General features: G+C 55.6%; 23 protein-coding genes. 13 read left to right on the forward strand and 10 right to left on the reverse strand.

The annotated features are described in order from the left end of the window. Nucleotides 1–17: 17 nt before the first annotated feature. The 4 genes from A8990_RS05860 (at nucleotide 18) to A8990_RS05870 (ending at nucleotide 3,599) form a co-directional block, all read left to right on the forward strand. A complete protein-coding gene (locus tag A8990_RS05860; protein WP_116188089.1) occupies nucleotides 18–1,313 on the forward strand; it encodes an FAD-dependent oxidoreductase in 1,296 nt (431 codons plus the stop codon). Then, complete coding sequence (locus tag A8990_RS05865) at nucleotides 1,313–1,609, forward strand: ferredoxin family protein (RefSeq protein WP_090575002.1); 297 nt, start codon at nucleotides 1,313–1,315, stop codon at nucleotides 1,607–1,609. Before A8990_RS05860 ends, A8990_RS05865 begins: the two co-directional genes overlap by 1 nt. Before the next feature lie 6 nt (nucleotides 1,610–1,615). Continuing rightward, nucleotides 1,616–1,762 carry a hypothetical protein gene (locus tag A8990_RS31410; RefSeq protein WP_165911157.1) on the forward strand — a complete coding sequence of 49 codons (147 nt, stop codon included), beginning with the start codon at nucleotides 1,616–1,618 and terminating at the stop codon, nucleotides 1,760–1,762. A gap of 139 nt (nucleotides 1,763–1,901) precedes the next feature. Then, nucleotides 1,902–3,599 (forward strand): sensor domain-containing diguanylate cyclase, encoded by a 1,698-nt coding sequence (locus A8990_RS05870; protein ID WP_116188090.1) that lies wholly within the window; start codon nucleotides 1,902–1,904, stop codon nucleotides 3,597–3,599. A gap of 510 nt (nucleotides 3,600–4,109) precedes the next feature. Here A8990_RS05870 and A8990_RS05875 read toward each other — a convergent pair. Beyond that, nucleotides 4,110–6,428 carry a bifunctional diguanylate cyclase/phosphodiesterase gene (locus tag A8990_RS05875; RefSeq protein WP_181909419.1) on the reverse strand — a complete coding sequence of 773 codons (2,319 nt, stop codon included), beginning with the start codon at nucleotides 6,426–6,428 and terminating at the stop codon, nucleotides 4,110–4,112. A gap of 190 nt (nucleotides 6,429–6,618) precedes the next feature. Here A8990_RS05875 and add point away from each other — a divergent pair, with 190 nt between their 5' ends. The 5 genes from add to A8990_RS05900 all read left to right on the forward strand — a co-directional run bounded on the left by add (nucleotide 6,619) and on the right by A8990_RS05900 (nucleotide 10,821). Beyond that, nucleotides 6,619–7,644 (forward strand): adenosine deaminase, encoded by a 1,026-nt coding sequence (add, locus tag A8990_RS05880; protein WP_116188092.1) that lies wholly within the window; start codon nucleotides 6,619–6,621, stop codon nucleotides 7,642–7,644. Nucleotides 7,645–7,792: 148 nt separating this feature from the next. Further along, entirely contained in the window at nucleotides 7,793–8,908 is a 1,116-nt protein-coding gene (locus A8990_RS05885; protein WP_116188093.1) for a WD40/YVTN/BNR-like repeat-containing protein, read from the forward strand. Nucleotides 8,909–8,910: 2 nt separating this feature from the next. Next, nucleotides 8,911–9,192: a MoaD/ThiS family protein gene (locus A8990_RS05890; RefSeq protein WP_181909420.1), complete on the forward strand. Its 282-nt coding sequence runs from the start codon at nucleotides 8,911–8,913 to the stop codon at nucleotides 9,190–9,192. A gap of 24 nt (nucleotides 9,193–9,216) precedes the next feature. After that, nucleotides 9,217–10,335 carry a ThiF family adenylyltransferase gene (locus tag A8990_RS05895; RefSeq protein WP_342772798.1) on the forward strand — a complete coding sequence of 373 codons (1,119 nt, stop codon included), beginning with the start codon at nucleotides 9,217–9,219 and terminating at the stop codon, nucleotides 10,333–10,335. A gap of 285 nt (nucleotides 10,336–10,620) precedes the next feature. Continuing rightward, nucleotides 10,621–10,821: a cold-shock protein gene (locus tag A8990_RS05900; RefSeq protein ID WP_090575021.1), complete on the forward strand. Its 201-nt coding sequence runs from the start codon at nucleotides 10,621–10,623 to the stop codon at nucleotides 10,819–10,821. Between the two features lie 68 nt (nucleotides 10,822–10,889). Here A8990_RS05900 and A8990_RS05905 read toward each other — a convergent pair whose 3' ends face one another. Both A8990_RS05905 and A8990_RS05910 read right to left on the reverse strand, forming a co-directional pair. After that, entirely contained in the window at nucleotides 10,890–11,306 is a 417-nt protein-coding gene (locus tag A8990_RS05905; protein WP_245995862.1) for an ImmA/IrrE family metallo-endopeptidase, read from the reverse strand. A 14-nt stretch (nucleotides 11,307–11,320) separates the two neighbouring features. Continuing rightward, on the reverse strand, nucleotides 11,321–11,737 hold the full coding sequence (locus tag A8990_RS05910) for a helix-turn-helix domain-containing protein (protein WP_425463885.1): 417 nt from the start codon (nucleotides 11,735–11,737) through the stop codon (nucleotides 11,321–11,323). Between the two features lie 182 nt (nucleotides 11,738–11,919). Between A8990_RS05910 and A8990_RS05915 the strand changes: the two genes are divergently transcribed. Next, nucleotides 11,920–12,306, forward strand: a complete 387-nt coding sequence (locus A8990_RS05915) for a phage holin family protein (protein WP_181909421.1) — start codon at nucleotides 11,920–11,922, stop codon at nucleotides 12,304–12,306. Nucleotides 12,307–12,388: 82 nt separating this feature from the next. Then, a complete protein-coding gene (locus A8990_RS05920) occupies nucleotides 12,389–14,773 on the forward strand; it encodes a helicase C-terminal domain-containing protein (RefSeq protein WP_116188098.1) in 2,385 nt (794 codons plus the stop codon). On the opposite strand, the gene A8990_RS05925 is transcribed toward A8990_RS05920, so the two are convergent. The 5 genes from A8990_RS05925 to A8990_RS05945 form a co-directional block, all read right to left on the reverse strand. Next, complete coding sequence (locus A8990_RS05925; RefSeq protein WP_116188099.1) at nucleotides 14,734–15,513, reverse strand: anti-sigma factor; 780 nt, start codon at nucleotides 15,511–15,513, stop codon at nucleotides 14,734–14,736. The genes A8990_RS05920 and A8990_RS05925 overlap by 40 nt on opposite strands. Continuing rightward, nucleotides 15,513–16,085 (reverse strand): RNA polymerase sigma factor, encoded by a 573-nt coding sequence (locus A8990_RS05930; protein WP_116188100.1) that lies wholly within the window; start codon nucleotides 16,083–16,085, stop codon nucleotides 15,513–15,515. The genes A8990_RS05925 and A8990_RS05930 overlap by 1 nt, the downstream gene beginning before the upstream one ends. 395 nt (nucleotides 16,086–16,480) lie before the next feature. Continuing rightward, nucleotides 16,481–17,257 (reverse strand): cupredoxin domain-containing protein, encoded by a 777-nt coding sequence (locus A8990_RS05935; RefSeq protein WP_181909422.1) that lies wholly within the window; start codon nucleotides 17,255–17,257, stop codon nucleotides 16,481–16,483. Between the two features lie 10 nt (nucleotides 17,258–17,267). Next, nucleotides 17,268–18,866 (reverse strand): plastocyanin/azurin family copper-binding protein, encoded by a 1,599-nt coding sequence (locus A8990_RS05940; RefSeq protein WP_116188102.1) that lies wholly within the window; start codon nucleotides 18,864–18,866, stop codon nucleotides 17,268–17,270. Nucleotides 18,867–18,971: 105 nt separating this feature from the next. Next, entirely contained in the window at nucleotides 18,972–19,433 is a 462-nt protein-coding gene (locus A8990_RS05945; RefSeq protein WP_181909423.1) for a GNAT family N-acetyltransferase, read from the reverse strand. 237 nt (nucleotides 19,434–19,670) lie between these two features. Here A8990_RS05945 and A8990_RS05950 point away from each other — a divergent pair, with 237 nt between their 5' ends. Together A8990_RS05950 and A8990_RS05955 are read left to right on the forward strand one after the other, a co-directional pair. Next, a complete protein-coding gene (locus A8990_RS05950) occupies nucleotides 19,671–20,183 on the forward strand; it encodes a metallophosphoesterase family protein (RefSeq protein WP_116188104.1) in 513 nt (170 codons plus the stop codon). A 24-nt stretch (nucleotides 20,184–20,207) separates the two neighbouring features. Then, the gene (locus A8990_RS05955) at nucleotides 20,208–22,214 is read left to right on the forward strand and encodes a GTP-binding protein (protein WP_116188105.1); all 2,007 of its coding nucleotides are present in this window, start codon (nucleotides 20,208–20,210) and stop codon (nucleotides 22,212–22,214) included. A gap of 290 nt (nucleotides 22,215–22,504) precedes the next feature. Here A8990_RS05955 and A8990_RS05960 read toward each other — a convergent pair whose 3' ends face one another. Together A8990_RS05960 and A8990_RS05965 are read right to left on the reverse strand one after the other, a co-directional pair. Further along, nucleotides 22,505–22,843: a cupin domain-containing protein gene (locus A8990_RS05960; protein WP_116188106.1), complete on the reverse strand. Its 339-nt coding sequence runs from the start codon at nucleotides 22,841–22,843 to the stop codon at nucleotides 22,505–22,507. Between the two features lie 90 nt (nucleotides 22,844–22,933). Next, complete coding sequence (locus A8990_RS05965; RefSeq protein ID WP_116188107.1) at nucleotides 22,934–23,968, reverse strand: NADH:flavin oxidoreductase/NADH oxidase; 1,035 nt, start codon at nucleotides 23,966–23,968, stop codon at nucleotides 22,934–22,936. Between the last annotated feature and the right edge of the window lie 120 nt (nucleotides 23,969–24,088).

Here is a 24,088-nt window from a genome sequence, read left to right on the forward strand (position 1 = left end):
CGAAGGGAGAATTCACGATGCCTGAGAAGTTCGATTGTATCGTCGTCGGCGCGGGGCCGGCGGGCATTGCTTGCGCCTACGAGCTGGCGAAGGCCGGCGTCAAAGTATTGCTGCTCGAGCGGGGCGAGTACCCCGGCTCGAAGAACGTGATGGGCGGCGTGCTGTACCGGCAGATGATGGAGGACGTGATTCCGGAGTTTTACAAGGATGCGCCCGTGGAGCGCCCGATTGTCGAGCAGCGCTTCATGATGATGGATAAAGAATCGGCCATTACCTTCGGCTACAAAGGGCTGGAGTGGGCGCGCGAGCCATACAACAACTTCACCGTGCTGCGGGCCAAGTTCGACCAATGGTTCGCAGGCAAGGCCGTCGAGCAGGGTGCGCTGCTGATCAACGAGACCGTCGTTCTCTCCTGCATCGTCGAGAACGGTAAGGTGGTCGGCGTGCAGACCGACCGCCCGGACGGCCAGCTGTATGCAGACGTCGTCGTGCTTGCCGACGGGGTGAACTCGCTGCTGGCGAAGTCGCTCGGCTTCCACAAGGAGTTCAAGCCCGATGAAGTCGCGCTCGCGACGATGGAAATCTTGAAGCTCGATAAGAAGGTGATCGAGGATCGGTTCAATCTCGAAGAAGGGCAAGGCTGTACGATCGAGCTGTTCGGCGACGCGACCAAGGGCATTCTCGGCACAGGGTTCCTCTACACGAACAAGGATACGCTGAGCCTCGGCGTCGGCACGCTGCTCTCCGGCATGATCAAGCATAAGCTGAAGCCGCATCATCTGCTTGATTATGTGAAGAATCACCCGATGGTACGCCCGTACGTGCAAGGTGCGGAGCCGCAGGAGTATCTCGCCCATCTCATTCCGGAGGGCGGCTACCATTCCATGCCGAAGGTCGTCGGCGAAGGCGTGCTCGTTGTCGGCGATGCCGCGCAGCTCGTCAACGCGATTCACCGCGAAGGCTCGAACATGGCGATGACGTCGGGCCGTCTGGCGGCTGCCGCCATTGTGGAGGCGAAAGCGGCGGGCGATTTCTCGGAGGCGTTTCTGGACCGTTACCGGAAGGAGCTGATGGCGGGCTTCGTCGGCCAGGATTTGAAGAAATACAAAGACTCGACGCACCATTTTGACAAATTCCCGCAGTACTTCGAGCAGTACATCCCAATGATGAACCGCGCGATGAGCCAAATGTTCACCGTCGACGGCACCTCGAAGCGGGAGAAGCAGAAAAAAATATGGCGGGATCTCGGCTCAGCCAAGGAGAAGGTGAAAATCGCGCGGGATATGTACCGGGCGTGGAAGGTGATGAAGTGATGAGCGATGAGGCGAAAGCGCAATCCATTGAAGAGAAGCAATATTTGCTCAGATTCAACGCGGATACGAAATCGCATCTGACCGTACTTGATGCCGAGGTGTGCATGACCAGCTGTCCGGACAAAATCTGCACGATCTTCTGTCCGGCAGAAGTGTACAAGTGGGAGGAAATCCGCATGCATGTCGGCTACGAAGGCTGTCATGAATGCGGAAGCTGCCGCATCGGCTGTCCGCACCAGAATATTAAATGGGAATACCCGAAAGGTGGTCACGGAATCGTTTTCAGACTGGGGTGATAACGATTGTTCGAGGTCGGCGACTATGTGGTGTTCTTGCTGGACGGTGCTAAAGGGACGATTGTAGAAGTAGGATTGGATGGCTTTTGCCACATTGCATGGGAGGATCGCTTCGTCAGCTGGGAACGGGAGGAGTTGTTAGAGAAAATTTAATAATTTGGAAGCCATTGGTACTGCCTCGTGCAGACAATGGCTTTTTTACTTTAATTTACATAAATTTGTCGAAAGTAAGCAGGAATATGGGCGGTTTTTGTCGAAATTGTCGCTATCGGCTCGGAAGGGGGCAGGTAGTATGATCCGTACTCAAGGTTTATCAACTCGCTTCATGGTCAGCGGAATCGTCGTATTATCTGTTCTTATCACCGTTGTGATCAGTTTAATCACAAGCTATCGCAGCGAGAAGAACTCACTTATTTCAATGAGCTTTCAGATGAATTCCATGTACGCGAGCAAAATCGCAGGAACCGTCAACGAGCTGTTCATCTCGGAGAAGTCCAGCATGAAGGCGAATGCGGAGCAGGTCGCGAAGCATTGGGCACAGCCGGAGATGGACGAACTGACGGCATATATCAAGCGTTCGAATTCGATGTTCAATACGATCATCGTTATCGATAAGGACGGGATCATGCGCAGCATTTCGCCGGAGATGTCGCCGCCGCTGATGGGCAAGAAGATCACGTCGCAAGGTACGCTGCAAGCGCTGAAGGAACGGAAGCCGCTCATATCCGAGCCTTATATCAGTGCGGCGAATGCGCTCGTTGTGCTGGTCAGCCACCCGGTATATGACGCGAAAGGCGAATATCTGGGCTTTATCGGCGGCACGATTCGGCTGCATGAGTCGAATTTGCTGAATGCTATTCTTGGTCAGCAGGCTGGGGAGGGCGGAGGCGTGGGGGCAAGCGCCGGTGCGAGCGCAGGTACGAGTGCAAGTGCAATTGCAAGTGCGGGTGCGAGCGCAGGTACGAGTGCAAGTACAAGCTCAAATGCAAGTACAGGAAATGGCTCGTATTCTTACGTTGTCAGCTCCACCGGGGCGTTGTTGTATCATCCGGATAAGAGCCGGATCGGTCAGCACGTGCTGGAGAATCCGATCTTTTCGGATTTGGCGGCAGGCCGGAGCGGCACCAAGCGCATTACGAATACGTTAGGCGTCGACATGCTGGCCAGCTATTCCTATATCGAAGAAACGGGCTGGGGCATCGTTTCCCAGACGCCGACCTCCATCGTGCTTGAGGACGCGAAGCGCCCGATGGTGCATATCGCGACTTATGTCGTCTCGATCATGCTCGTCATCTTGATCGCCATCTATTGGCTGATCGGGCGGATGTCGCAGCCGCTCACGAAGCTCGCGCAGTATGCTGTGATGCTCTCCACGACAAAATCGCTGCAAGCGGACGTTCCGCGTATACATACGTGGAACCGTGAAGCGAATGCGCTGCATCGCGCCTTCGTCATGGCGTTCAGCCGGATTCGGACGCAGCTCGATCATCTGTCGCTGGAGGCGCAGACCGATGCGCTTACCGGACTGAACAACCGCCGGACGATGGACAAATATATCGGCACATGGCTGCAGCGGGAAATTCCGTTCACGATCATGCTGCTGGATCTCGACCATTTCAAGCAGGTCAATGACAACTACGGGCACGAGAAGGGCGACGAAGTGCTGAAGTTTCTCGCTTCGAGCATGCGTGCGCTGTTCGAGGAGAATCATATTTGCTGCCGCTACGGCGGTGAAGAGTTCGTTGTGCTGCTGCCGGAGGCGGACGAGGGTGAGGCGTTACGCTACGCGAGTCAGCTGCGCCGCTTCATGGCGGAGACGAACAGTCCGGTGGGCAGGCCGGTAACGCTGTCGATCGGCATTGCGCGGTACCCCGACATCGCGCAGGATGCCGAAATGCTGTTCCGCAGCGCGGATGAGGCGCTGTATCGCGCGAAGCATCTAGGACGCAACCGGATTGAATCGGCTAGCAATGCGGTGGTTGTATCTTAGCGAGGCTTGAAGCGTGGCGTAGAGCTTGCGGCATGCTCCCGGGGGCGTATCTATATTGGATTTATCCACTGAAGAGAGGCTTAATCAGCGAAAAATGCAGCCTATAATGGAAAAATCCACTCATTTCTGCTGGTAAGCGGCACTTTAAGCCTATTCAGTCAAAAATGAATGGAAATATCCAATATAGCTGCCTCAGACCGCTGTTTTTAGTCGAAATGAGTGGATAAATCCAACATAGCGATTATAAAGAGGGCTGACCAATAGTTGATGGTCAGCCCTCTCTGTTGTACCGTACTCCCCGTACTCTTCCAGCCCCGCTCGACCCCTTGCTAAGGAATCGTACGGTGCTTATTCGGTGATTTATCGTCCATTCGACGCTCTAAGGAACCACAGGAAGCTTATATGGTGTTACACGTCAGAAATTTCTCTCTGAACTGGCAAATAGCGTGTGTGGAGTTCCTTAGCTATCCCTGGCCGCCAATTTCGCCCGGATAGTGTCGCTGGAGTTCCTTAGAGTTGGGCGGCACTGTGATGGCTGCCTAGAATATGCTTCGCGACCTCGGCGGGTCTCGGCGGATAGTAGAGATAGCCCTGAATCTCATGGCAGTCGTTCTTCTGCAAGAACGAGAATTGCTCGTTCGTCTCGACGCCCTCAGCAATGATGGTCAGCTCCATATGCTTGGCCATCAGCAGCATCGCCAGGATAATCGCCTCATCCTTCGGCTCATTGCCGATACCGTTCACGAAGGAGCGGTCAATCTTGATCTTGTCGACAGGGAGCCGCTTCAAGTAGCTTAGCGACGAATAGTGCGTGCCGAAGTCGTCGATCGATACCCGGACGTTGTCTCCCCGCAGCTCCTGCAGCACGGCGGCGTTGTTGTCGTGCATCGCCATGTTCTCGGTGATCTCGAGCTCCAGGTAAGCGGGATCGAGCCCGGTCTCGGCGAGGATCGCTTTCACTTGCAACGCCAGGTCGTAGCGCGGCGAGAACTGCCGCGCCGACAGATTGACGGCGATGGTGACCGGCGGCAAGCCGGCGTCCTGCCACGCCTTGTTCTGCGCGCAGGCGGTGCGCAGCACCCATTCGCCGATCGGGACCATGAGCCCCGACTCCTCGGCGATCGGAATGAAGATGGCCGGGGAGATCGGGCCGATCTTCGGGTGATTCCACCGTAGCAGCGCTTCGAGGCCGGCGATGCGTCCGGTCGCGATCTCGATCTGCGGCTGGTAATAGATCTCGAACTCCTGATGGTCGAGCGCGCGCCGCAGACTGTTCTTGATGTACATCTTTTGCTGCATGTCAGAGCCTAACGTTTCGTCGTAAATCCGGTATGTATTCTTGCCTTCTTCCTTCGCCTGATACATCGCCGCATCGGCGTACTTCATCAGCGTATCGGCATCCTGGCTATGATCCGGGAAGATCGTAATCCCGATGCTCGCAGTGACGAAGTGCTCCACCTGCTGCATCGTAAACGGTTCATAGAACAGGTTCATGAGCCGCTGCGCGAGCTGATGCACCTGTTCGATATCGCTTAGCGCGGGCAAAATAATCGTAAACTCATCGCCGCCGATCCGCGACAGTGCCTCGCCTAGAATAAGAGGTTGTTGCAGCCGCTGACCAACCTCCTTCAGCAGCATATCGCCGTAGGAATGACCTAGCGTGTCGTTGATCAGCTTGAACTGGTCGAGATCGATGAAGAATAGCGCGAACCGCTCCTTGCCGCTCGTGTGGGAGGCGACAAACTCATCGAGCCGGTCGTGAAAATACATCCGATTATGCAAGCCCGTCACCGAATCGTGGAAAGCAACTCTGCGCAGGTTCCGCTCGCTTCCCTCCAACAGGAGATATTGCTTGCGCAGCTCGTCCTCCGCAACGCTCAGCTTCTCGAAGGTGGCGGCTAGCTGCGTATTGGCAGTCGTCAAGTTATTCGTCCGCTCGATCACCATCGCTTGGAGCTTATGTTTCTGTGTGAGCTGCAGGTAGATAATATAGATGAGCAGGGCGCAGCCCAGTGAGCACAGCAGTCGCAAAATACGGATTCTCGTATCGATTAGCGCGAGCTTCGCCGCGTTTGGCACGGCTGCCAGCTGCCAGGCACCTTCGCCCAAGCTGACTTCCGTCAGCTGGGGAGAATGATTGAACAGCGCGCCGTCTCCGAATATCGTTTGTCCGGCAGCTTTTACCGCAATCTTGATTCCTTTGTTCTCTTTCGTAAGGCCAGACTCGGCTAGAATCGGCGGCACATCCAGCACGACCGAGACGAATCCCCAGAACCTGCCGTTTAGAAAAACAGACTGTCGCGTCAGAATGCCAAGGCCGCCCTGAGTCAGCTCGAATGGACCGAAGACCGTCATCTGGTCGATGCGTTTCGTCCGCTCGGCATTTTCGCGAATGGCCGGGCTTTCATGCGTAAACAGGTTCATGCCAATAATGCTTTCGTTGTTCTGGAGCGGGTAGACGTATTCGGCGATACCGTCCGGGTAGACGGATAAATTGCGGATGCCTTGAATCGGTTGGATAAAATTAGCGGCGAACTCATCGAACTGCTTATGACTGAGCGTATCGTTGTTCATGAGCGATGTATCGACGAATGCCTTCAGCCCGTCAGAGAGCAGCATTCTGCGCTCGAGTGAAAGCGCGAGTGAGGAAGCGTTGGCAGCAAGCTCGATGGACGCATCGTGATTGAGATCCTTGTGCATCCAATGGCTGTAAAAGTCTGTGATCCAGTAGAAAGTGCCGCCAAGCAGGATGGAGATGATTACGATTAGAAGCCATATTCTGCGCGGAGTTTTATAACGCAGTGGGGCAGATTGAGGTAACGTATCCATTATGTAACCGCCCCTTCGAAATTCATCAGTACCATACCAACCATTCGGCATTAATCGACAATCTCCTTCCTAATTCGGTATAATTGACTGTCGCAAATTTGATAAATTATTGCAAAAGCACCAACATAGAGCTGGTCCAATTCGATTATGACAGATATGAATAGCCTAAAACCGAGAGGAAGAGATCGTTATGAATAGATGGCACCTACTGCCTAAGGTTGATCTGCACGTTCATCTGGATGGCAGTCTTCGTCCGGACACTGCGATGGCAATTGCTGCGGCAGAAGGTATTGAGCTGCCTGCCAGCGATGAAGCAGGGCTTATTCCGTACATGCAGGTGGACGATGAATGTCGCAGTCTGCCGGAGTATCTGAGCAAGTTTGATTTTACGACACAGTTCATGCAGTCGGGCGCGGCGTTGGAGCGGATTGCGTACGAGACGCTAGCGCAGGCGGCATCCCATAACTGTCGGTATATTGAGGTGCGTTTCGCGCCGCAGCTGCATCGCCGCCGGGGACTTGCGATGGATGAAGCGATTCATCATGTCATCGCTGGGATGAAGTGTGCGGAGCAGCAGTTCGACATTGTTGGACGGGCTATTGCGATCTGCATGCGTCATCATGAGCGGAAGGACAACCTTGAAGTCATCGAGGCCGCTGCAAAATTCGAAGGGAAGGGGCTCGTTGCCGTTGATTTGGCCGGCGATGAGGCTTCATTCCCGCCTGAGCTGTTCCGCGAAGTGTTCGCGCTGGCGCACAAGCGGTCATTGCCGGTGACGATTCATGCCGGGGAAGCGGCAGGCGCTCAGAATGTCTACGAAGCGGTGAAGAATCTGGGTGCTTCGCGTATTGGGCATGGGGTGCGGCTGCGGGAAAATCCAGCGATTCTCCAAATGATTCTGGAGCAGCGGATTCCGCTTGAAATGTGCCCGGTGAGCAACATTCAGACGAAGGCTGTAGCCGACTGGGGCGTCTATCCGATCCGCGAGTACTTCGAGAAGGGGCTGCTCGTGACGCTGAATACGGACAACCCAAGCGTCTCAGGCACTGACATTACAAGGGAGTACCGGATTGTGTCGGAACGGTTTGACTTCACGGACGCTGAGCTCGCTGCGATTATTCGCAATGGAGTGAATGCAGCGTTTCTTGAGGACTCGGCGAAGCAGCTGCTGAAACAGCGGGTAGAGCAGGATTTGGCCGCACTCGGCATAAAATAAATGCGATCATCCGTTCGCCATATGGAAGGGTTTTACTGCATCATATCGAACTAGTAGGAGGATGGCTGGAGCTTGATGAGGTCGTTGGAACTTTTGAAACCTTTGAAGCTTTAGACGCCATACCACAGATCGAGGAGGCAGTCACGTCATGGGAAAACGGGTAGTACTGTTAATCGGCACGAATAAAGGGCTCTTCCAATATTCCGCAGACTTGGAGCGTAAGAATTGGGAGCTGAAAGGACCTTTCTTGTCAGGCTGGGAAGTGTACAGCGTGCTTGGCGATAGCCGAGGAGAAGGCGAGAGCGTCAATCGGATCTTTGCGGGGACGTCGCATGCGGCGTACGGTGCATCGATTCGGGTATCCGACGATTTCGGCGAGACCTGGCGGCAAATTGAGGACAGCCCTTCGTATTCGCCGGAGAGCGGATTCTCTTTGAATCGGATCTGGCAGCTGATTCCCGGCGCGGCTGATGAGCCGAACACCGTGTATGCAGGTGCGGAGGAAGCGGGGCTCTTCGTGAGCTATGACCGCGGCGAGCATTGGCGCGAGCTGCAAGGCTTGACGCAGCATCCGACCCGGCCGAACTGGTTCCCGGGTGCAGGAGGCATGTGCTTGCACACGATCATCATCCATCCGACGAATAAGAAGCGGATGTGGGTAGCGATGTCGGCAGTCGGCGTATTCCGGACGGATGATGGCGGCGAGACCTGGCAGGCACGCAACGTAGGCTTGTCGCGTGTGCCGACTGGACAGCCGGAAGACGAAGTGGGCCGCTGCGTGCACAAAATGGTTCTTGATCCGGCAAATCCGGATGTTCTCTATATGCAGGAGCATGGCGGCGTATTCAAATCCATCGATGGCGGCGACAGCTGGTTCGCGATCGAGGAGGGGCTTACGCTGCAGGACGGCGACGCGCCGTTCGGCTTCCCGATCAGCGTTTCGCCAAGCGGCGACCTGTTCCTCCTGCCGCTTGAAAGCGATGAGCGGCGTATGATGAAAGGCGGCAAGCTGCTCGTATATAGCATGCGTCCTGGCAGCAATAGCTGGGAGCCGATCGGCGATGTCATACCGGACGAGGTGCGGCATGTGAGCGTGCTGCGCGACGCAATGACTGTGGACGGGCTCGATCCGTACGGCCTTTATTTCGGCACGACGTCCGGCGAGATCTTCTGCTCGCTTGATCGCGGCGTGACGTGGGATCGGCTGCCGGGGCAGTTCTCGCGTATACTCACCGTAAAAACTTGGATCATTGAGGAGCAATGAGCGTGGGCGTGCGAATTACAGTAACCGTACCTATGCTGCTGAGTGACTGTACGAAGGGCCGTTCCGCTTTTGAGCTGGAGGCCGACACGCTGCAAGGCGCGTTGCAGCTGCTCGTGGCGGAGTATCCGCTGCTCAAGGTGCATCTCTACAATGAGCACGGCGAGGTACGGAAGCATGTGCTGATTTATTACAATAATGATAACATCGCCTGGCTCGATAAGCTCGACATTCCGCTCGCGGCAGGGGACAAGCTGCGCGTGCTGCAGGCCGTGTCAGGCGGCTAAAACAAGAGAAGGGAGCCATTCAACGTGGAACAATCACCATCACCATCGATGCGATCGGAATCGGAAACGGAACCGGGATCAAATAACGCAGGCGAGCGAGGCGATGAGCGCACCGGCCAGCGGGAGCGCTACTCGCGGCAAATGCTGTTCCCGCCGATTGGCGCCTCGGGGCAGCAGAAGATCGCAGCCGCCATAGTTGTCGTGGTCGGCATGGGTGCGCTCGGCACCGTCATCGCCAATCACATGGCGAGAGCCGGCGTCGGCAAGCTGCGCATCGTCGACCGCGACTACGTCGAGCGCAGCAACCTGCAGCGGCAAATGCTGTACGACGAAGAGGACGTCCAGCATTTGCGGCCGAAGGTCGTCGCTGCCGAGCGGAAGCTATCGCGCATTAACAGCGATATCGCCATCGAGCCGGTCGTCTCGCATGTGACCGCCGATAATGCCGAAGCGCTGATCGCTGGCGCCGACCTGGTGCTCGACGGCACGGATAACTTCCAGACGCGGCTGCTCCTGAACGATGTCTGCTTCAAGCTCGGCATCCCGTTCATCTATGGCGGCGCTGTCAGCTCCAACGGCATGACCGCGGTGTTCATCCCCGGTCAAACCTCCTGCTTGCGCTGCCTGCTCGGTTCCGGCGACACCGGCAGCGGCGGCGACACCTGCGATACCGTCGGCGTTATCTCGCCGATTATCGACATTATCGCCTCTCTCCAAGCAGTCGAGGCGCTAAAGCTGATGGTGGGCGCGACCAGTGCGACGCGCCAAGGCTTGCTCTCGCTGGAGATTTGGCAGCATCAAATGATGAATCTGAAGCTGCCGCCGCAGAGGGCGAATTGCCCGACCTGCAGCCTGAAGCAGTATCCAACGCTCTCGCAGGGGGATAACGAAGCCGATCATCGCCCCGTTACATTGTGCGGCCGCGAAACCGTACAGATTGGCGGCAATCGCGCCATCGATCTTAAGCTTATGGCCGATCGTCTCGAACGCTCCTGCACCGTGACGCGCAATCCGTATTTGCTGAAGGCGGAGCTGCCCGAAGGCGAGCGTCTTGTCCTGTTTCCGGACGGACGCGTGCTCGTCCAGGGGACGGAAGATATCGCCAGGGCGCAGTCACTTTACGATCGCTACATCGGATCTTAATTTTATTTTTTGGTAAATGCGTATAGAAGAGGTCTCGTCCGCTTATAATAGCAGAGGGCAAGCGTTTTCCCGGTACGAAATGCAGGTACTCGAGACCCAACAACCTCATTGCTTTTCAAACATAGTTATGCTAATATGATCTTAGTCATGAAAGAACCTGAATTCACATATTGAAAAGGGTTGTCATTTTGTGCGAGATGGTACCTTTTTCAATGTGTGATTTTTTTATTTGTCGTAAACGAATAAAAAGTACATGTTAATTTAATTTTTTGGAGGTAATTCCACATGCAACAAGGAACAGTTAAATGGTTTAACGCTGAGAAAGGCTTCGGTTTCATCGAAGTTGAAGGCGGCAACGATGTATTCGTACACTTCTCCGCAATCGTAGGCGAAGGCTTCAAGACTCTTGACGAAGGCCAACGCGTTGAGTTCAACGTAGTTCAAGGCAACCGTGGTCCACAAGCTGAGAACGTTGTAAAACTGTAATAGTTTTATTACGATCAATGAAACTGCCCTTAACTTAGGTTAAGGGCAGTTTTTTTATGCATCATTTCTTATTCGTAATATCGAGTTAGCTCGACAGGGATGTTATTTCGCATGAAGTAGGTGTCGATCGACTCGCCCTCGTCAGGCTGCTCATTATGCAGCAATAGTTGAACCGCGAACTCATTCGCCTCGGTTTCGTAGCGCCCCGCAACGAAGAAGGAGCTCTCGTCCAGAAAGAAACGGCTGATCCCCCGGTGAAGCTGATCATGCCCAAGCTCATGTGCGCAGACAGCCCGCTGCCATACTTCGGAGAGGTTCTGGTTAATCGCAATAAACCGGCGCCGAAGCGTTCGAAGGTAGTAACCTCGGCAGCTTTCCGGCAGGTCAAGAAACTGAACGTGTACCTTCAAATGAGCTGCCAGCTTGAACGGGTCGGCAGTGCCATGTTTACGAACAAGCTTGCAGACAATCTGTTCAATGCTCATCCTACTCCCCCAAATTAGCTTTCTGAACTAGGCTTGCTCCGTTTATTCATCTTCTTGGCATCCCAGAACATGCCCTCCATGTAGCCCAGAACGCGCGCCTTGTCTTCCGCGGAGAGGGGAACGCCGTCAAACATAACCTCCTGCTGATTCAGGAAGGTTTTGAAATCTCTGACGTCCTTCCGCGTCGCAAATTCCGGAATCGCAGCCGTTCCATCGCCGATCGCATCGAGTGAAGTCGGATTCTCAGAACGACCGAGCAAATAGTCGACCGTTGTATGCAGCACATCTGCAAGGTCGCTAAGCATCTCATTATTCGGCGTGCTGTAGCCCGTCTCATAGTTGGATATTGTCGTTTTCTTCGCGTTTACAAGCTCCGCTAATTGCTCTTGTGTATAATTCATCGCTTTGCGCCGCTGCTTTAAACGATCCATTAACACATATACCGACCACCTGTTCGTATGTAAGTTCAAGTATATTGTACTACACCGTAGGGAAAAAGCAACATTATTCAAGTATCTCAGATTATTGGATTGACATTCCAAGAATATGGAACTACGATTGAGTTATCCAAGTAAGTTGGACTACGATGCTTTATCACAAGAGGAGGGGAACTATGTTGTCTATACTGTTCGAGCTGCTGGGAGGGTGGGATAAGGCGCTGCACGTATTAGTCGTAATCATGATTGCGGAATATTTTACAGGCATGCTGGTCGCAATTAGGCAGAGGAAGGTCAATGGTGATGTGATGGGCTGGAGCATCGTTCGTAAAATCTTGATCCTCTTCGTCGTTGGACTAGCCGCTCTGCTTGACGGGTGGAATGAACAGGGTCCGCCGATCTTTCGTATGGCTGCGATCTATTTCTATTGCGGGCGTGAAGGGCTTTCGCTGCTTGACCAATTAGGTGCTAATGGCATACCGCTGCCTCGGGTGCTGAAGGACTTTCTGAAACAGCTGAGTGAACAGAAGAGCGAGCGGAACAGCCGGAAGTCCAGGCTATAATTGCTGCTTGCCGCTGGACAAGCTTATGCTACAATAAAAGAACAAATGTTCGAAATTTAGTCCGTGGTTACAGGAGAATGAGATGCCAAACAAAGTTCAGCTGTCGGTGCGATCGCTCGTCGAGTATGCGTATTTAAGCGGAGATATTGAATCGGGCTTCCGGACGACGACCTCGCTGACGGAAGGGACGAAGGCGCATCAGCGCATTCAGAAGCAGTACGGCGAGCAGGATGAGAAGGAAGTGTACGTGAGCGTGGAGATCGAGAAGGACGGTCTCTTCTTTGTCATTGACGGGCGCTGCGATGGGCTTCTTGCCGCGAGCGAAGAAGACGGCCTTCTCACGGTAGACGAGATCAAGTCGACGTCCGGCAGGCTGCCGGAGCTGCTGGAGCACACGTACCCCGTCCACTGGGCACAGGCCAAATGCTACGCCTACATCATCACGCGGGACCGCGGCCTCGACGAAATCACCGTCCAGCTGACTTATGTGCAGGTAGACACCGAGGAGGAGCGGCGGTTCCAGCAGCGTGCGACGGCGGCCGAGCTGGAGCAGTTCGTCCACGAGATGATCAGCTGCTATTATACCCGCGCCAAGCAGCAGCTGCAGCACGAGGAGAAGCGCGATCGCAGCATCAAGGAACTGGCGTTTCCTTTTCCTGCGTATCGGGAAGGACAGCGCAAGCTTGCGGGGGCGGTCTACCAATCGATCGCGAGCGGGCATAAGCTATTTGCCAAGGCGCCTACAGGCATCGGCAAGACGATCTCGACGATCTTCCCGGCGGTCAAAGCGATCGGGGAGGGCGTGCTGCAGCGCGTTCTTTATTTGACGGCAAAGACGATTACGCGGACGTCGGCGGAGGAAGCTTGGGCACTGCTTGAGGCGAAAGGGCTGCATATGCAGGTCGTCACCCTCACGGCGAAGGAGAAAATCTGCTTCCAAGAGGAAGTGCGCTGCTCCAAGGAGCACTGCCCGTACGCGGATGGCTACTACGACCGGATTAACGGGGCGTTGCTCGACCTGCGCACGAACGAGACGCGCATCACCCGCGAAGTGATTGAGACTTATGCGCGCAAGCATACGGTATGCCCGTTCGAATTCGCGCTTGATGCGGCTTACGGGGCGGATGCCATGATCTGCGACTACAACTATGTCTTCGATCCCCGCGTCAACCTGCAGCGGATGTTCGAGGAGCGGAAGAAGCGCACCGCCGTACTGATCGATGAAGCGCATAATCTTGTCGACAGGGCACGCGAGATGTACTCGAGCACGCTCGATAAAGCGGAATTCCTTGAGGTGCAGCGCGCCTATAAGAGCAAGCCGAGCTTCACTGCGCCTGCCGTGCATGCAGCTGCCAAAGCGGTGAACGATTACTTCATCGCGCTGCGCAAGTCCATCGGCGAGCAGAAGCAAGAGGTGGCCAAGGAGCTGCCCGAGCAGCTGGTCGGACTTATCGAGCAGTTCAGTAACGAGGCGGAGCGCGAATTGCTCAGCTCTAACAGTGGAGAGGCGAATCCGCAGCTGCTGGAGCTGTATTTTCGCTGTCAGAGCTTCGTTCGTATCGCCAAGCTGTACGACGAGCGGTACGTCACGTACACGGAATGCCAGCGCAGCGATGTGCATATGAAGCTGTTCTGCCTCGATCCGTCGCATCTGCTGCGCACGATGAGCAAGGGCTACAGGTCGATCGTGTTCTTCTCGGCGACGCTGACGCCGCTGCACTATTACATGGACATGCTCGGCGGCGACGGCGAGGCGGATTATTCGGTCGTGGTGCCGTCTCCGTTCACGTCGGAGCAGCTTGAAGTGGGCATCAGCCCGCTGTCGACGCGCTATCAGGACCGGGAGCGGACCATTGACCGGGTCGTGGAGCAGATCGGGCGGCTGACGGAGCAGAGGCAGGGCAATTATCTCGTGTTTTTCCCCTCGTATGCGTACATGAATGAGGCGGTAGAGCGGTTCTTATCAGCTAATCAGGATAAAATAGAAGCCGGGAGCATGAGAGCAATCGTGCAGGGAACGCGGATGTCGGAGGAGGAGCGAGAAGGGTTTCTGGCTGCTTTTCAGGCGGATACGCAGGAAACGCTTATAGGATTCGCCGTCATGGGCGGGATTTTCTCGGAGGGGATCGACCTTGTCGGAGACCGCCTGATCGGCGTTGCGGTCGTCGGCGTCGGGCTGCCGCAGGTGGGCCTCGAACGCGATATTATGAAGGCGTATTTCGATGAGACCGGGCGAAACGGCTTCGAGTATGCGTTTCTGTTTCCCGGCATGAATAAAGTGCTGCAGGCGGGCGGTCGTCTCATCCGGTCCGAGCAAGACCGTGGAAGTCTGCTGTTGATCGACGACCGCTACCTGCAGCCCCAATATAATCGTCTGCTGCCGCAGGAGTGGCTGAATTACCGCGTCCTGCGCCGCTCAGACAAGCATTACACGGTAGATCCATACACCTTCGACCCGCGCGGCTGATCGCCCGTATCGTCAGGCTCCAGCGTAATGCCGATACTGTCAAAATCCAGCTTCGCCGATTCGATCGGCATCGCCAGCAGTCCGACTCCGCGGTCGGATTGGCCGACTCGGAACGTGCCTGCGCTCTTGCGGACGCCGTCCTTAATGAGCCAGACCTGATACGCTTCGCTGCCGCTGGTCGTCGCTGCTCCGAACAGATAGACGACGAACTGCTTGCTCTGTCCGTTGTCGACGATACAAGCGACGCCGGAGGATTTGCCGGCGAGCATGCCTGTAGCTTTAAGCGAGACAATCTCCGTTATTTGCGCGGCCGATACATTCAGCGCCTGCTCCACGGGGAGCGGAGCGCTCTGCTGCTCGCTGCGAAGCTGCCAATTCCACGCCCCCATGAGCACGAGGCCGGCTACGGCTGCTGTCAGTAATGCGGGAGTCAGCCTGCGGAATACGCTGCTGCTGCTTCTTCGCAGCGATGTATAACGCAAGGAGCGGCCATTATCTGCCGGCTGCACGACAAGGGCTGCATCCATAACCTGCTGCTTCAGATCAGACGGCGGTTCGATTTGTTGAATATCCGTAGGAAGCGCCTCCCATACCGTGCGCAGTTCCTCAAGCTCTTGCTGGCAGGCTTCGCAATGAGGGAGGTGAAGTTCGAAGGCGGCTTTCTCCTCTGCTGTGCACGCATCCGATACATATTCGAGGCAAAGCTCGCATATAGACGGCTGCTGTTCTCTCTTCTCCATCACAATCCCTCCTCCTCTGCCGGCAAATGTCTGCGTAATATTTTTAACGTTTGATGTAAACGGTTCTTAACGGTGCCAAGCGGCTGGTTATAGGCGACGGCCAGCTCACTTAAGCTGTAGCCCTGCCAATAGAAATGCTCCAGCAGCATAATTTGCTGCGAGGACAAGTGCCGATACGCGCTGCGGATCTGCTCCTTGAGCGACTGCCGTTCTGCTCGCTCCTCAGGTGTTGGGGCGGCTGAATCCGGGATACGTTCGAGTTCTTCGGGCTCGAAGGGAAGGATCGGAGCATTCTGCCGTCGCTGCTTGCGCAGCCAATCCGTCGTTATGTTGCGGGTGACGGTGAGCAGCCAGCTCGTGAACCGGCCCTTCTCCGGATTGTAGTCCGAGTCGGTCGTCCACAGTCTTAGGAAGACAGACTGAACGATATCCCTTGCGGCGGGTTCATCCTTGAGCGCCTTAATCGCAAAAGAATAGACGAGCCCCGCATAGCGGTCGTATAGCGTGGACAGTGCTTTCTGCTGCTTGCATTTGATGAGCAGCATCAATTCATAATCGCCAAGATTGTGCATGTGAGCTGGCCTCCCGGTCAGACATCATAGAGAATAACCGTGACTGATTGTTAGAGTTTTCCTTCCTTGAATTTTACCACTAATTCTCGAGAAAAAGCTGTCTTGGTACGCGATAAGTGCGAATATACACGTAACAGAAGATGAATCACTCAACGGCGCGGGAATAGGTGCAAAAATGCAACTATTTTCGACTAAATAGACGGTTTCACCGAATTGAGACAGAAATAAGTGGCTTTTTGCACTTATTCCGGATGAAACATCGTGAAATTGCAAAATAGATGCATATTTGCACTAAACAGGAACGATTGCACGCTGATTCGCGAACTCTCCGACAGGGGACTTCTACGAACGGAGGGTAACCATCCCAAGAGAGGACAGTTACCCCATGTGAACATTTATTTTGCGACGATGATCGTCGCCTGCATGCCGGGATGCGGCGCGCAGTGATATTCGAACGAGCCTTCATCGTTGAAGGTAATGACCTTGCCTTCGTCCTTGCCGAGCAAATCGGTGTCGAAGATGCCATCGTCAGATGTCGCTGAATGCTTCACATCGTCCCGGTTAATAAACTTGACCGTGTCACCCGGGTGAATCGTCAACTTATCCGGCGAGAATGAAAAATCCTTAATTTCCACGACATACTGCTTGCTCTGCGGCTTCGTGTCCGTGCTGCCGGCCGCCGGTTTGTCGGCTGGCTTCGTAGTCGACGGCTTATCAGCAGGCTTCGTTGTATCCTTGGCCGGAGTCTTGCCGCCTTTGTCGTCGCCAGGTTCGGCCTTGGAGCCGCCGCCCTTGTCGTCGCCAGCATCGCTCTTCGAATCCGCTCCGCTCACATCGCTCGCTGCTTCGGCATTTTTCGAATCAGAACCGCCGCTGCTTCCTGCATTCCCGGCAGTCGTACTGTCGTCCGATGCGGCTGGCGAGCTGGAATCGTCAGTCGCGCTAGCCGAATCCCCGCCTGCCGAGTTATCCGCCGTCTGCGTCGTTGCCGTATTCGTCGTGGTCGCCGAGTCGTCTGCTGCTATATGGCTTTGATTTTGAGAATTTTGCTCTGCTGCCGAATCTTTCTTGCCGCATGCAATCAGGCTCAATGCGACAACAAGCAGCAGGCATAGGAGGAAGAAGCCCTTTCGACGACTGACGGGTTTCCTATTCATGAGTTTCCAGGGCATATGCATTCACTCACTTTACAATAATTTGGCCAGTCATGAACTTCTTGTGCGGCTCGCAATAGTAATCGTAAGTGCCCGGCTTCGTCAGCGTAATCGTGTGCGATTCGCCTTTCTTCATAAGCGGCAGCTTGAAGCTTCCGTCTACGGCAACTGCGTTGTGCTCCATATCATCGAAATTCGTGAACACGATTTGCGATCCGGCTTCGACTGTAAGCGGACCTGTGCCGAAGGAGTAATCCTTGATATCGATGTGATACGTCTTCACTGCAGGCGCTGCTGCTCCTGCCGTCGTACCTGTGAATTTCGCTGGATCAACCACGTACCAGACGTTGCCCACGCCTTGCCCAACTGCGTCGCCGTGCTTCACATCCTTGATGAAGTAGTACAGCGGATAGCCTTTGTACGTCGTTTGCTTGCTGCCGTCAGCGCGTGTAATCGTTCCGAAGTCGGAGCTAGCTACGCCAGTCGGCGCGCTGCTTCCTTTCGCGAGATATGCCGGCCAGTTCGCCAAGCAAGTGCCTTCGCAGACGCTCTTATTCATTGTATCTTTGTCAAAATAGTACAGCGTGCGGCCATTCTCGTCTGTCAGGTAGTTGCCGAGCGTCGCGGAAGTGCCGACCATAGCGGCATAGTCTTGTTTCGCTACGAACCAAACGACGCCGACGGCTTCACCGTTCACGTCACCAGCAGCCATATCTTTGGCAAAATAGTACAGCGGCCAGCCTTTATACGTTGTCTGCTCCGTACCATCCGCACGTTTATAGACGCCGAAATCGTCCGCGTTCATCGAGGACGGAATTTGCAGCTTGTCGGCGTAGAAGATCGGCCAAGCGGTCAAACATTGACCTTGGCACGACTCCAGATTCGCAGCATCCTTCGTGAAATAGTAGAGCGTGCGGCCTGCGCTGTCAGTCAGGTATGTGCCGAGCTTCGCGTTCTTGCCAAGTCCGATGCGCGTGCCGCTAGGCTGCACAGCGGTTTTAGCAATGACGCCGCGGTCTTGCAGCTGCGCGAACAGCGTCATGCCCGCAGGTGTCTTTCCATTGAGGGACTCGATCAGTGCTGTTGCGATATCGTTGTTCGTCAGCATCGATACGCCTGCGATTTGCGTGAGACCCTTGCCCGCCGCAAAAGAGATCGTATCCGCATACTTGTAATCCGTGCCGGACTTGTAACCAAGCGCCTCGAGCAGCACTTTGTAGAACTGCTGCGCGCTGATCATCTCAAGCGGATCGAACTTGCCGCCGCCGATGCCGTTCCAGCCGAGCTCCGCGTGTGCTTTCAGGTAAGCGAGTACGGGCTTATTCGCCGTGCCTACTTGTGTAGCGTCCGCGAAATTATCCGTGCCTGTGTAAGCAAGCGCATCCTGCAGCTTGCCTTGAAGGCGCAGGGAGATGATTGCGGCCTGAAGGCGCGTGGACATTTTGCCCAGATAGTCGTTCGATACGCCATTGCCGTCGCCAATAAGCAGGCCGAGCTTCGCAGCTGCTTCGGCATCGGTTGCCGCAACGTTCATCTCTTCCTCTGCGGAAGCACTAAGTACGGGAATCATCAAAGATAAGCATAAGGTGAATGCAAGCAAAAAAAGCCCAAACCTCGTTCTCTTCATTCGTCATATCCTCCTTTAAAGTGGCTGTCATTAGGAGGTAACGATGGAGAGCCCATATCGGTTTGAGCTGAAATTGATTATTTTTAAAAAAAAGTATTCGGTGGTCTATGCTAGCGGTTTCTCATATACGTTTATCCAGAAGCCATCAATGACGCTGGCGCCGCGATGCGCGTAGCCGTTATTGAGGAATAGCTTCTTGGCTCCGAGCTGGTTGGTGAGGGCATCAAGATAGATATGCCGGAAGCCGAGCTCTTTCGCCCTCTCTTCCAGTTTCGTCAGCAAGCGCTGGCCGTAGCCGTTCTGCTGATAGTCGGGATGAACGCGCAGCCGTTTGATCTCCGCCGTATACTCATCGAGTTTCTTCAGCCCGCCCATCGCAACAACAACCCCATTGGCATTCGTCCCGACGATAAAGTCGCCGCCGCTGCTGAGATACTGCTCTTCAATCTGAAATATATCATGGTAATGCTCATGCGTTGGCTCTACACCTGCTGCGGATATGACAAGCAGATGCAGCTGCCAGATGTCATCATGGTCGGCTTGGGAATAGCGTCTAATGTGGATCAAGGGGCATCGCTCCTTTTCCGAGACAATCTTTGAAAACTCTAAACGTATATGTAATATAATCTAACACAAAGACAAGCCTTATTGATAGGATTTTATAGTTCGTCCGCGAAAAATTGGGGTTATTCGCTGTGTTCAGCTATATGTGTGAGGTTTATGTAAAAGATAATGGGATTGAATAGCGGATGCTTTTGCTCAATAATGAGAGAAAGCGGTAAAAGAGAAGGAGCTGAGGACGACATGAAGGTGGTCGTTGTTTCGGATACTCATATGACACGGATGGCGAAGAAGCTGCCGGAGCGGCTGGTTGAGGAGCTGATGAGCGCGGATGCCATCCTGCACGCAGGTGATTGGATGACGCTGTCGGTGCTGGAAATGCTAGAGAGCTATGCCCGAACAGAAGGCGTGGCGGGCAATAATGACGGCAGCGATATCATCGCGAAGCTCGGCTGGCGTAAGCTGCTGGAGATTGAGGGCGTGCGGGTCGGGCTCGTTCATGGGCATCAAGGGACGGGCGGCCGGTCGGATACGGAGCTGAATGCGTATCGGGCTTTTGCAAAGGATCAGGCTGACATTGTTGTGTTCGGCCACTCGCATGTTCCTCTGAAGAAGGAACTGAACGGGGTGCTTATGTTTAACCCGGGTTCGCCTACGGATAAGAGAAGGCAGGCACAGTACTCGTTTGGCGTATTAGTGATCGAGGGCGGCAAGGTAAAGTCGGCGGAGCATATTTTCTACGATAACAAGAACTGACGTATAAGAGGGGAATGGCTTACGATGAGCGCGGAGCAGCAGAACTTGCGCAATGTCGGCATCTTCGCCCATGTTGATGCGGGGAAGACGACGACGACGGAGCAGATGCTTTATCTTAGCGGCCACATTAGGTCGCTCGGCAGCGTAGATACGGGAACGACGCAGACGGATTGGCTCGATGTCGAGCGGGAGCGGGGCATTTCGGTGCGGGCTGCGGTGACGCGGCTGACGTGGAAGGAGACGCCGATCAATCTGGTCGACACGCCGGGGCATGTCGATTTTCTATCTGAAGTAGAGCGGTCGCTGCGAGTGATGGACGGCGCGGTGCTGATCGTTTCGGCGGTAGAAGGCGTGCAGGCGCAGACGGAGATTATTTGGCAGGCGCTTCGCGACCTTAAGATCCCAACGCTGATCTACGTGAACAAGCTGGATCGGATCGGCGCGGACCCATTGGGAGTGTTGGGACAGATTCATCGGCTGATGTCGCCGCAGGCGGTTCCGATTATGGCGCCTGATGGAGCGGAGGCGGAATTTAGAGGGTCGGTTTCGGTGGTGGACGAGCAGTCAGTGGAGGGGACGGTTACTCAGGTTGAGTGGGCGGAGCCCTATCGCCGGATACTGCTTGAGGCGGTGGCGGAGCAGGACGAGGATATGCTCGAAGCTTATTTGGACGGGCAGTCGATCGGCAGGGATAGGCTTACGGCTGGGCTGATTGATGGCGTGCATCGATGCGCATTGTACCCGGTGCTGTTCGGGGCTTCTGGCCGCGGCATTGGCGTAGAGGCGCTGATGGATGCGGTTGTGGCGTACTTGCCGGGACCATCGGGGAAGGAAGGGGATGCGGTGTCGGGTGTCATCTTCAAGATGGAGCGGGACCCCGTCATGGGCAAAATCGCATATGTGCGGTTGTATGGCGGCGTGCTCCGCAACCGGGATACGGTTCTGAACTACAGCCGCGACTTGCAGGATAAAGTGACGCAGATCCGCCGGGTGAACGGGCAGAAGACCGAGGACATCGGCGTGCTGAAGGCGGGGGATATCGCCGCCGTCTATGGGTGGAGCCGCGCGCGGATTGGCGATATCATCGGCAATCCCGAAGCTGTTCCCGGCGAGATGAAGCTGGCCGTGCCGCTGCTGACGGTGCAGGTGCATTGGCAGAGCGCCGCGGAGTACCCGGCGGTCGTGGCGGCTTTTCAAGAGCTGGCGGACGAGGATCCGCTGCTCGACTTGCAATGGCTTCAGGATGAGCGGGAGCTTCATCTGAAGGTGATGGGCCCGATTCAGATGGAGGTGCTGACCTCCATTCTGCAGAGCCGGTTCAAGCTGGCGGTGAGCTTCGGCGCACCGTCCGTTATCTATAAGGAGACGCCGGCATCGGCGGGCGAAGGGTTCGTCGCGTATTTGGCGCCGAAGCCATGCTGGGCGATCCTGCGGTTTGTTATTGAGCCGGGCGAGCGGGGCAGCGGGCTTGTCTATAAGTCGCTGGTGCGAGGCGAGCGTCTGCTCGAGAGCTACCAGAACGAGGTGGCGCGCCGGGCTCCGGAGGCGCTGCAGCAGGGCTTGCGCGGCTGGGAGGTCACCGACCTGAGCGTGACCTTGGTGGAGGGGGAGCATCATGTGTGGCATACCCATCCGCTTGATTTTGTCATCGCGACGCCGATGGGCATCATGAACGGGCTCGCGAATGTCGGCACGAAGCTGCTCGAGCCGATGCTTCGATTTAGGTTATCCGTGCCGGAGGAGTACGGAGGCAAAATCATGAACGAGCTCGTCGTCATGCGCGGCGAATTCGATGCGCCGTCGGTGCGGCAGGAGCGCATGGAAATCGAGGGGCTGCTGCCGGTGGCGACGACGCTCGATTTCCCCGCGCGGCTCGGCGCCATGACGAAGGGGCGCGGCACGCTCACGACCTTCTTCGCCAGTTACCGCGAATGCCCGCCGGACGTCGACGTGTCGCGCACGCGCCGCGGCGTCAATCCGCTCGACGAGGCGAAATTCATTCTCGCGATGCGGAATGCGCTGAGCGGTTAGCGTGTGGGCGCCGTTCCGGCGCTGAGAGCGGGAAAAGCCGCTCTCAAATACCAAAAAGGGTTAGTTTTCCGTGCAAACCCGACTGAGAGACGGAAAATCCGACTGTCGAGGTGCGCATCGGGCAATTTCGTGCGTGAGAGTCAGGAAATCCGACTCTCAGATCGGCAAAGGCGAGTGAGTTTTTTCGTGCGAGCCCAACTGTGAGGTGGGAGCACCTGCGCGAGCGCCGGACCACGCACAATACAAAAAGGCTTAGAGTCAGCATGCCTGACTCTAAGCTTTTTTCAGTTTCACGCGTTATGCCGGTCGCCGCGCGTTGTTGGGGACGAGACGACGAGGAACTCCGCCGCCTCGTCCGAGAGATTCCGCACTTGGTGCGCCGTAAGAGGTGGAACCTCTACGCCTTCCTGCGGCGCGAGCTCAACTGCCTCGCCGCCCACTTCAACTGTCAGCGAGCCCGACAGGACAAAAAAGAACTGCCGCGCTTGCTCGTGATAGTGGCGCACCTCGCTCGTGCCCGCAGGCATGCGCTCGTGGATGACGCTCAGTCGCGCATCCTTCACGAGATGCCAGCCGTCGCACGCCTCGCCCCACACATAGTGCTCCGCGCTACTCTTACTGACCTTCATACTGCTACCACCACGCTTCCCATGCTGCTTACTAATCGCTGTCTAGCCCAGCCAGCTTCACCGGCACTGCCTCGACAGCCGCCACACAAATCAATACCCGCGCTGGTACTGGCGCGGGATCCACTCGGCGGCATCGGCGCCCTTCGCGGCGGTCGCTTGCAGCGCATGCAGCGCCCAGTACGGGTCGCGCAGCATGCCGCGCGCGACGGCGACGAGGTCGGCATGGCCATGCGCGAGCGTCGCGTCCGCCAGCTTCGGCTCGTCGAGCAAGCCGACGGCGATGACGGGCACGCCCAGCGCGTCTTTCATCGCGCGGGCCAAAGGCACTTGATAACCGGCATATATCGCCGGTTTAATCGAACCGACCGGCGCTTCGCCGCCGCTCGATGCATGGAACATATCGACGCCCGCGTCCTGGTAGCGCCGGAAGATCTCAATGCCCTCTTCGACGGTATAGCCCCCGTCAGAGAACTCCGCAGCAGATACGCGCATAATGAGCGGCATATCTGCCGGCATAACGCTCTTCACGGCGGCGATAACTTCGCAGCCGAATTTGGCGCGGTCCTGGCCATACTCGTCCTCGCGCTTATTCACCACTGGCGAGTGGAACTGGTGGATCAGGTACCCGTGCGCGCCGTGGAGCTCAATCGTATCGACGCCTGCTTCTACGGCGCGGCGTGCAGCTTCTCCGAACTTCACGACAAGCGCTTCGATCTCATCCACACGAAGTGCGCGAGGTTTGCGGTACGACTCGTTAAAAGCAATCGCGGATGGCGCGACTGGCTCTGCCGCATCCTCAGCCTTACGTCCAGCGTGGGCAATTTGGATACCGATTTTGGCACCATGACGATGCACTTCATCAATAATCCGGCGATAAGCCGGAATTTGCTCATCCGACCATAAGCCGAGGCAGCGGTCCGTGATGCGGCCGTTCGGCTCAACGTCGGTCATCTCCATAATAATAAGTCCCGTGCCGCCAATCGCGCGGGAAACGTAGTGTACATAATGCCATTCGTTTGGAGTGCCGTCCTTCGCATCCACCGAGTATTGGCACATCGGCGCCATTACGATCCGGTTCTTCAAATTCAAGCCTTTCCATGCAAAAGGGGTTGCTAAGCGATTCATCTCTCTCCACTCCTCTATGATCAACCTTTGTTTTCACCCATGCAGGCGTGACACATAGCTTCATTTTAGAAAATTTCTTCCAGAAAAAGCAACCATTTTGCTAGGAATTACTTCTTATAC

The sequence above is a fragment of the Paenibacillus taihuensis genome, from assembly GCF_003386535.1.
GTDB classification, from domain to species: Bacteria; Bacillota; Bacilli; order Paenibacillales; family Paenibacillaceae; genus Paenibacillus_Z; species Paenibacillus_Z taihuensis.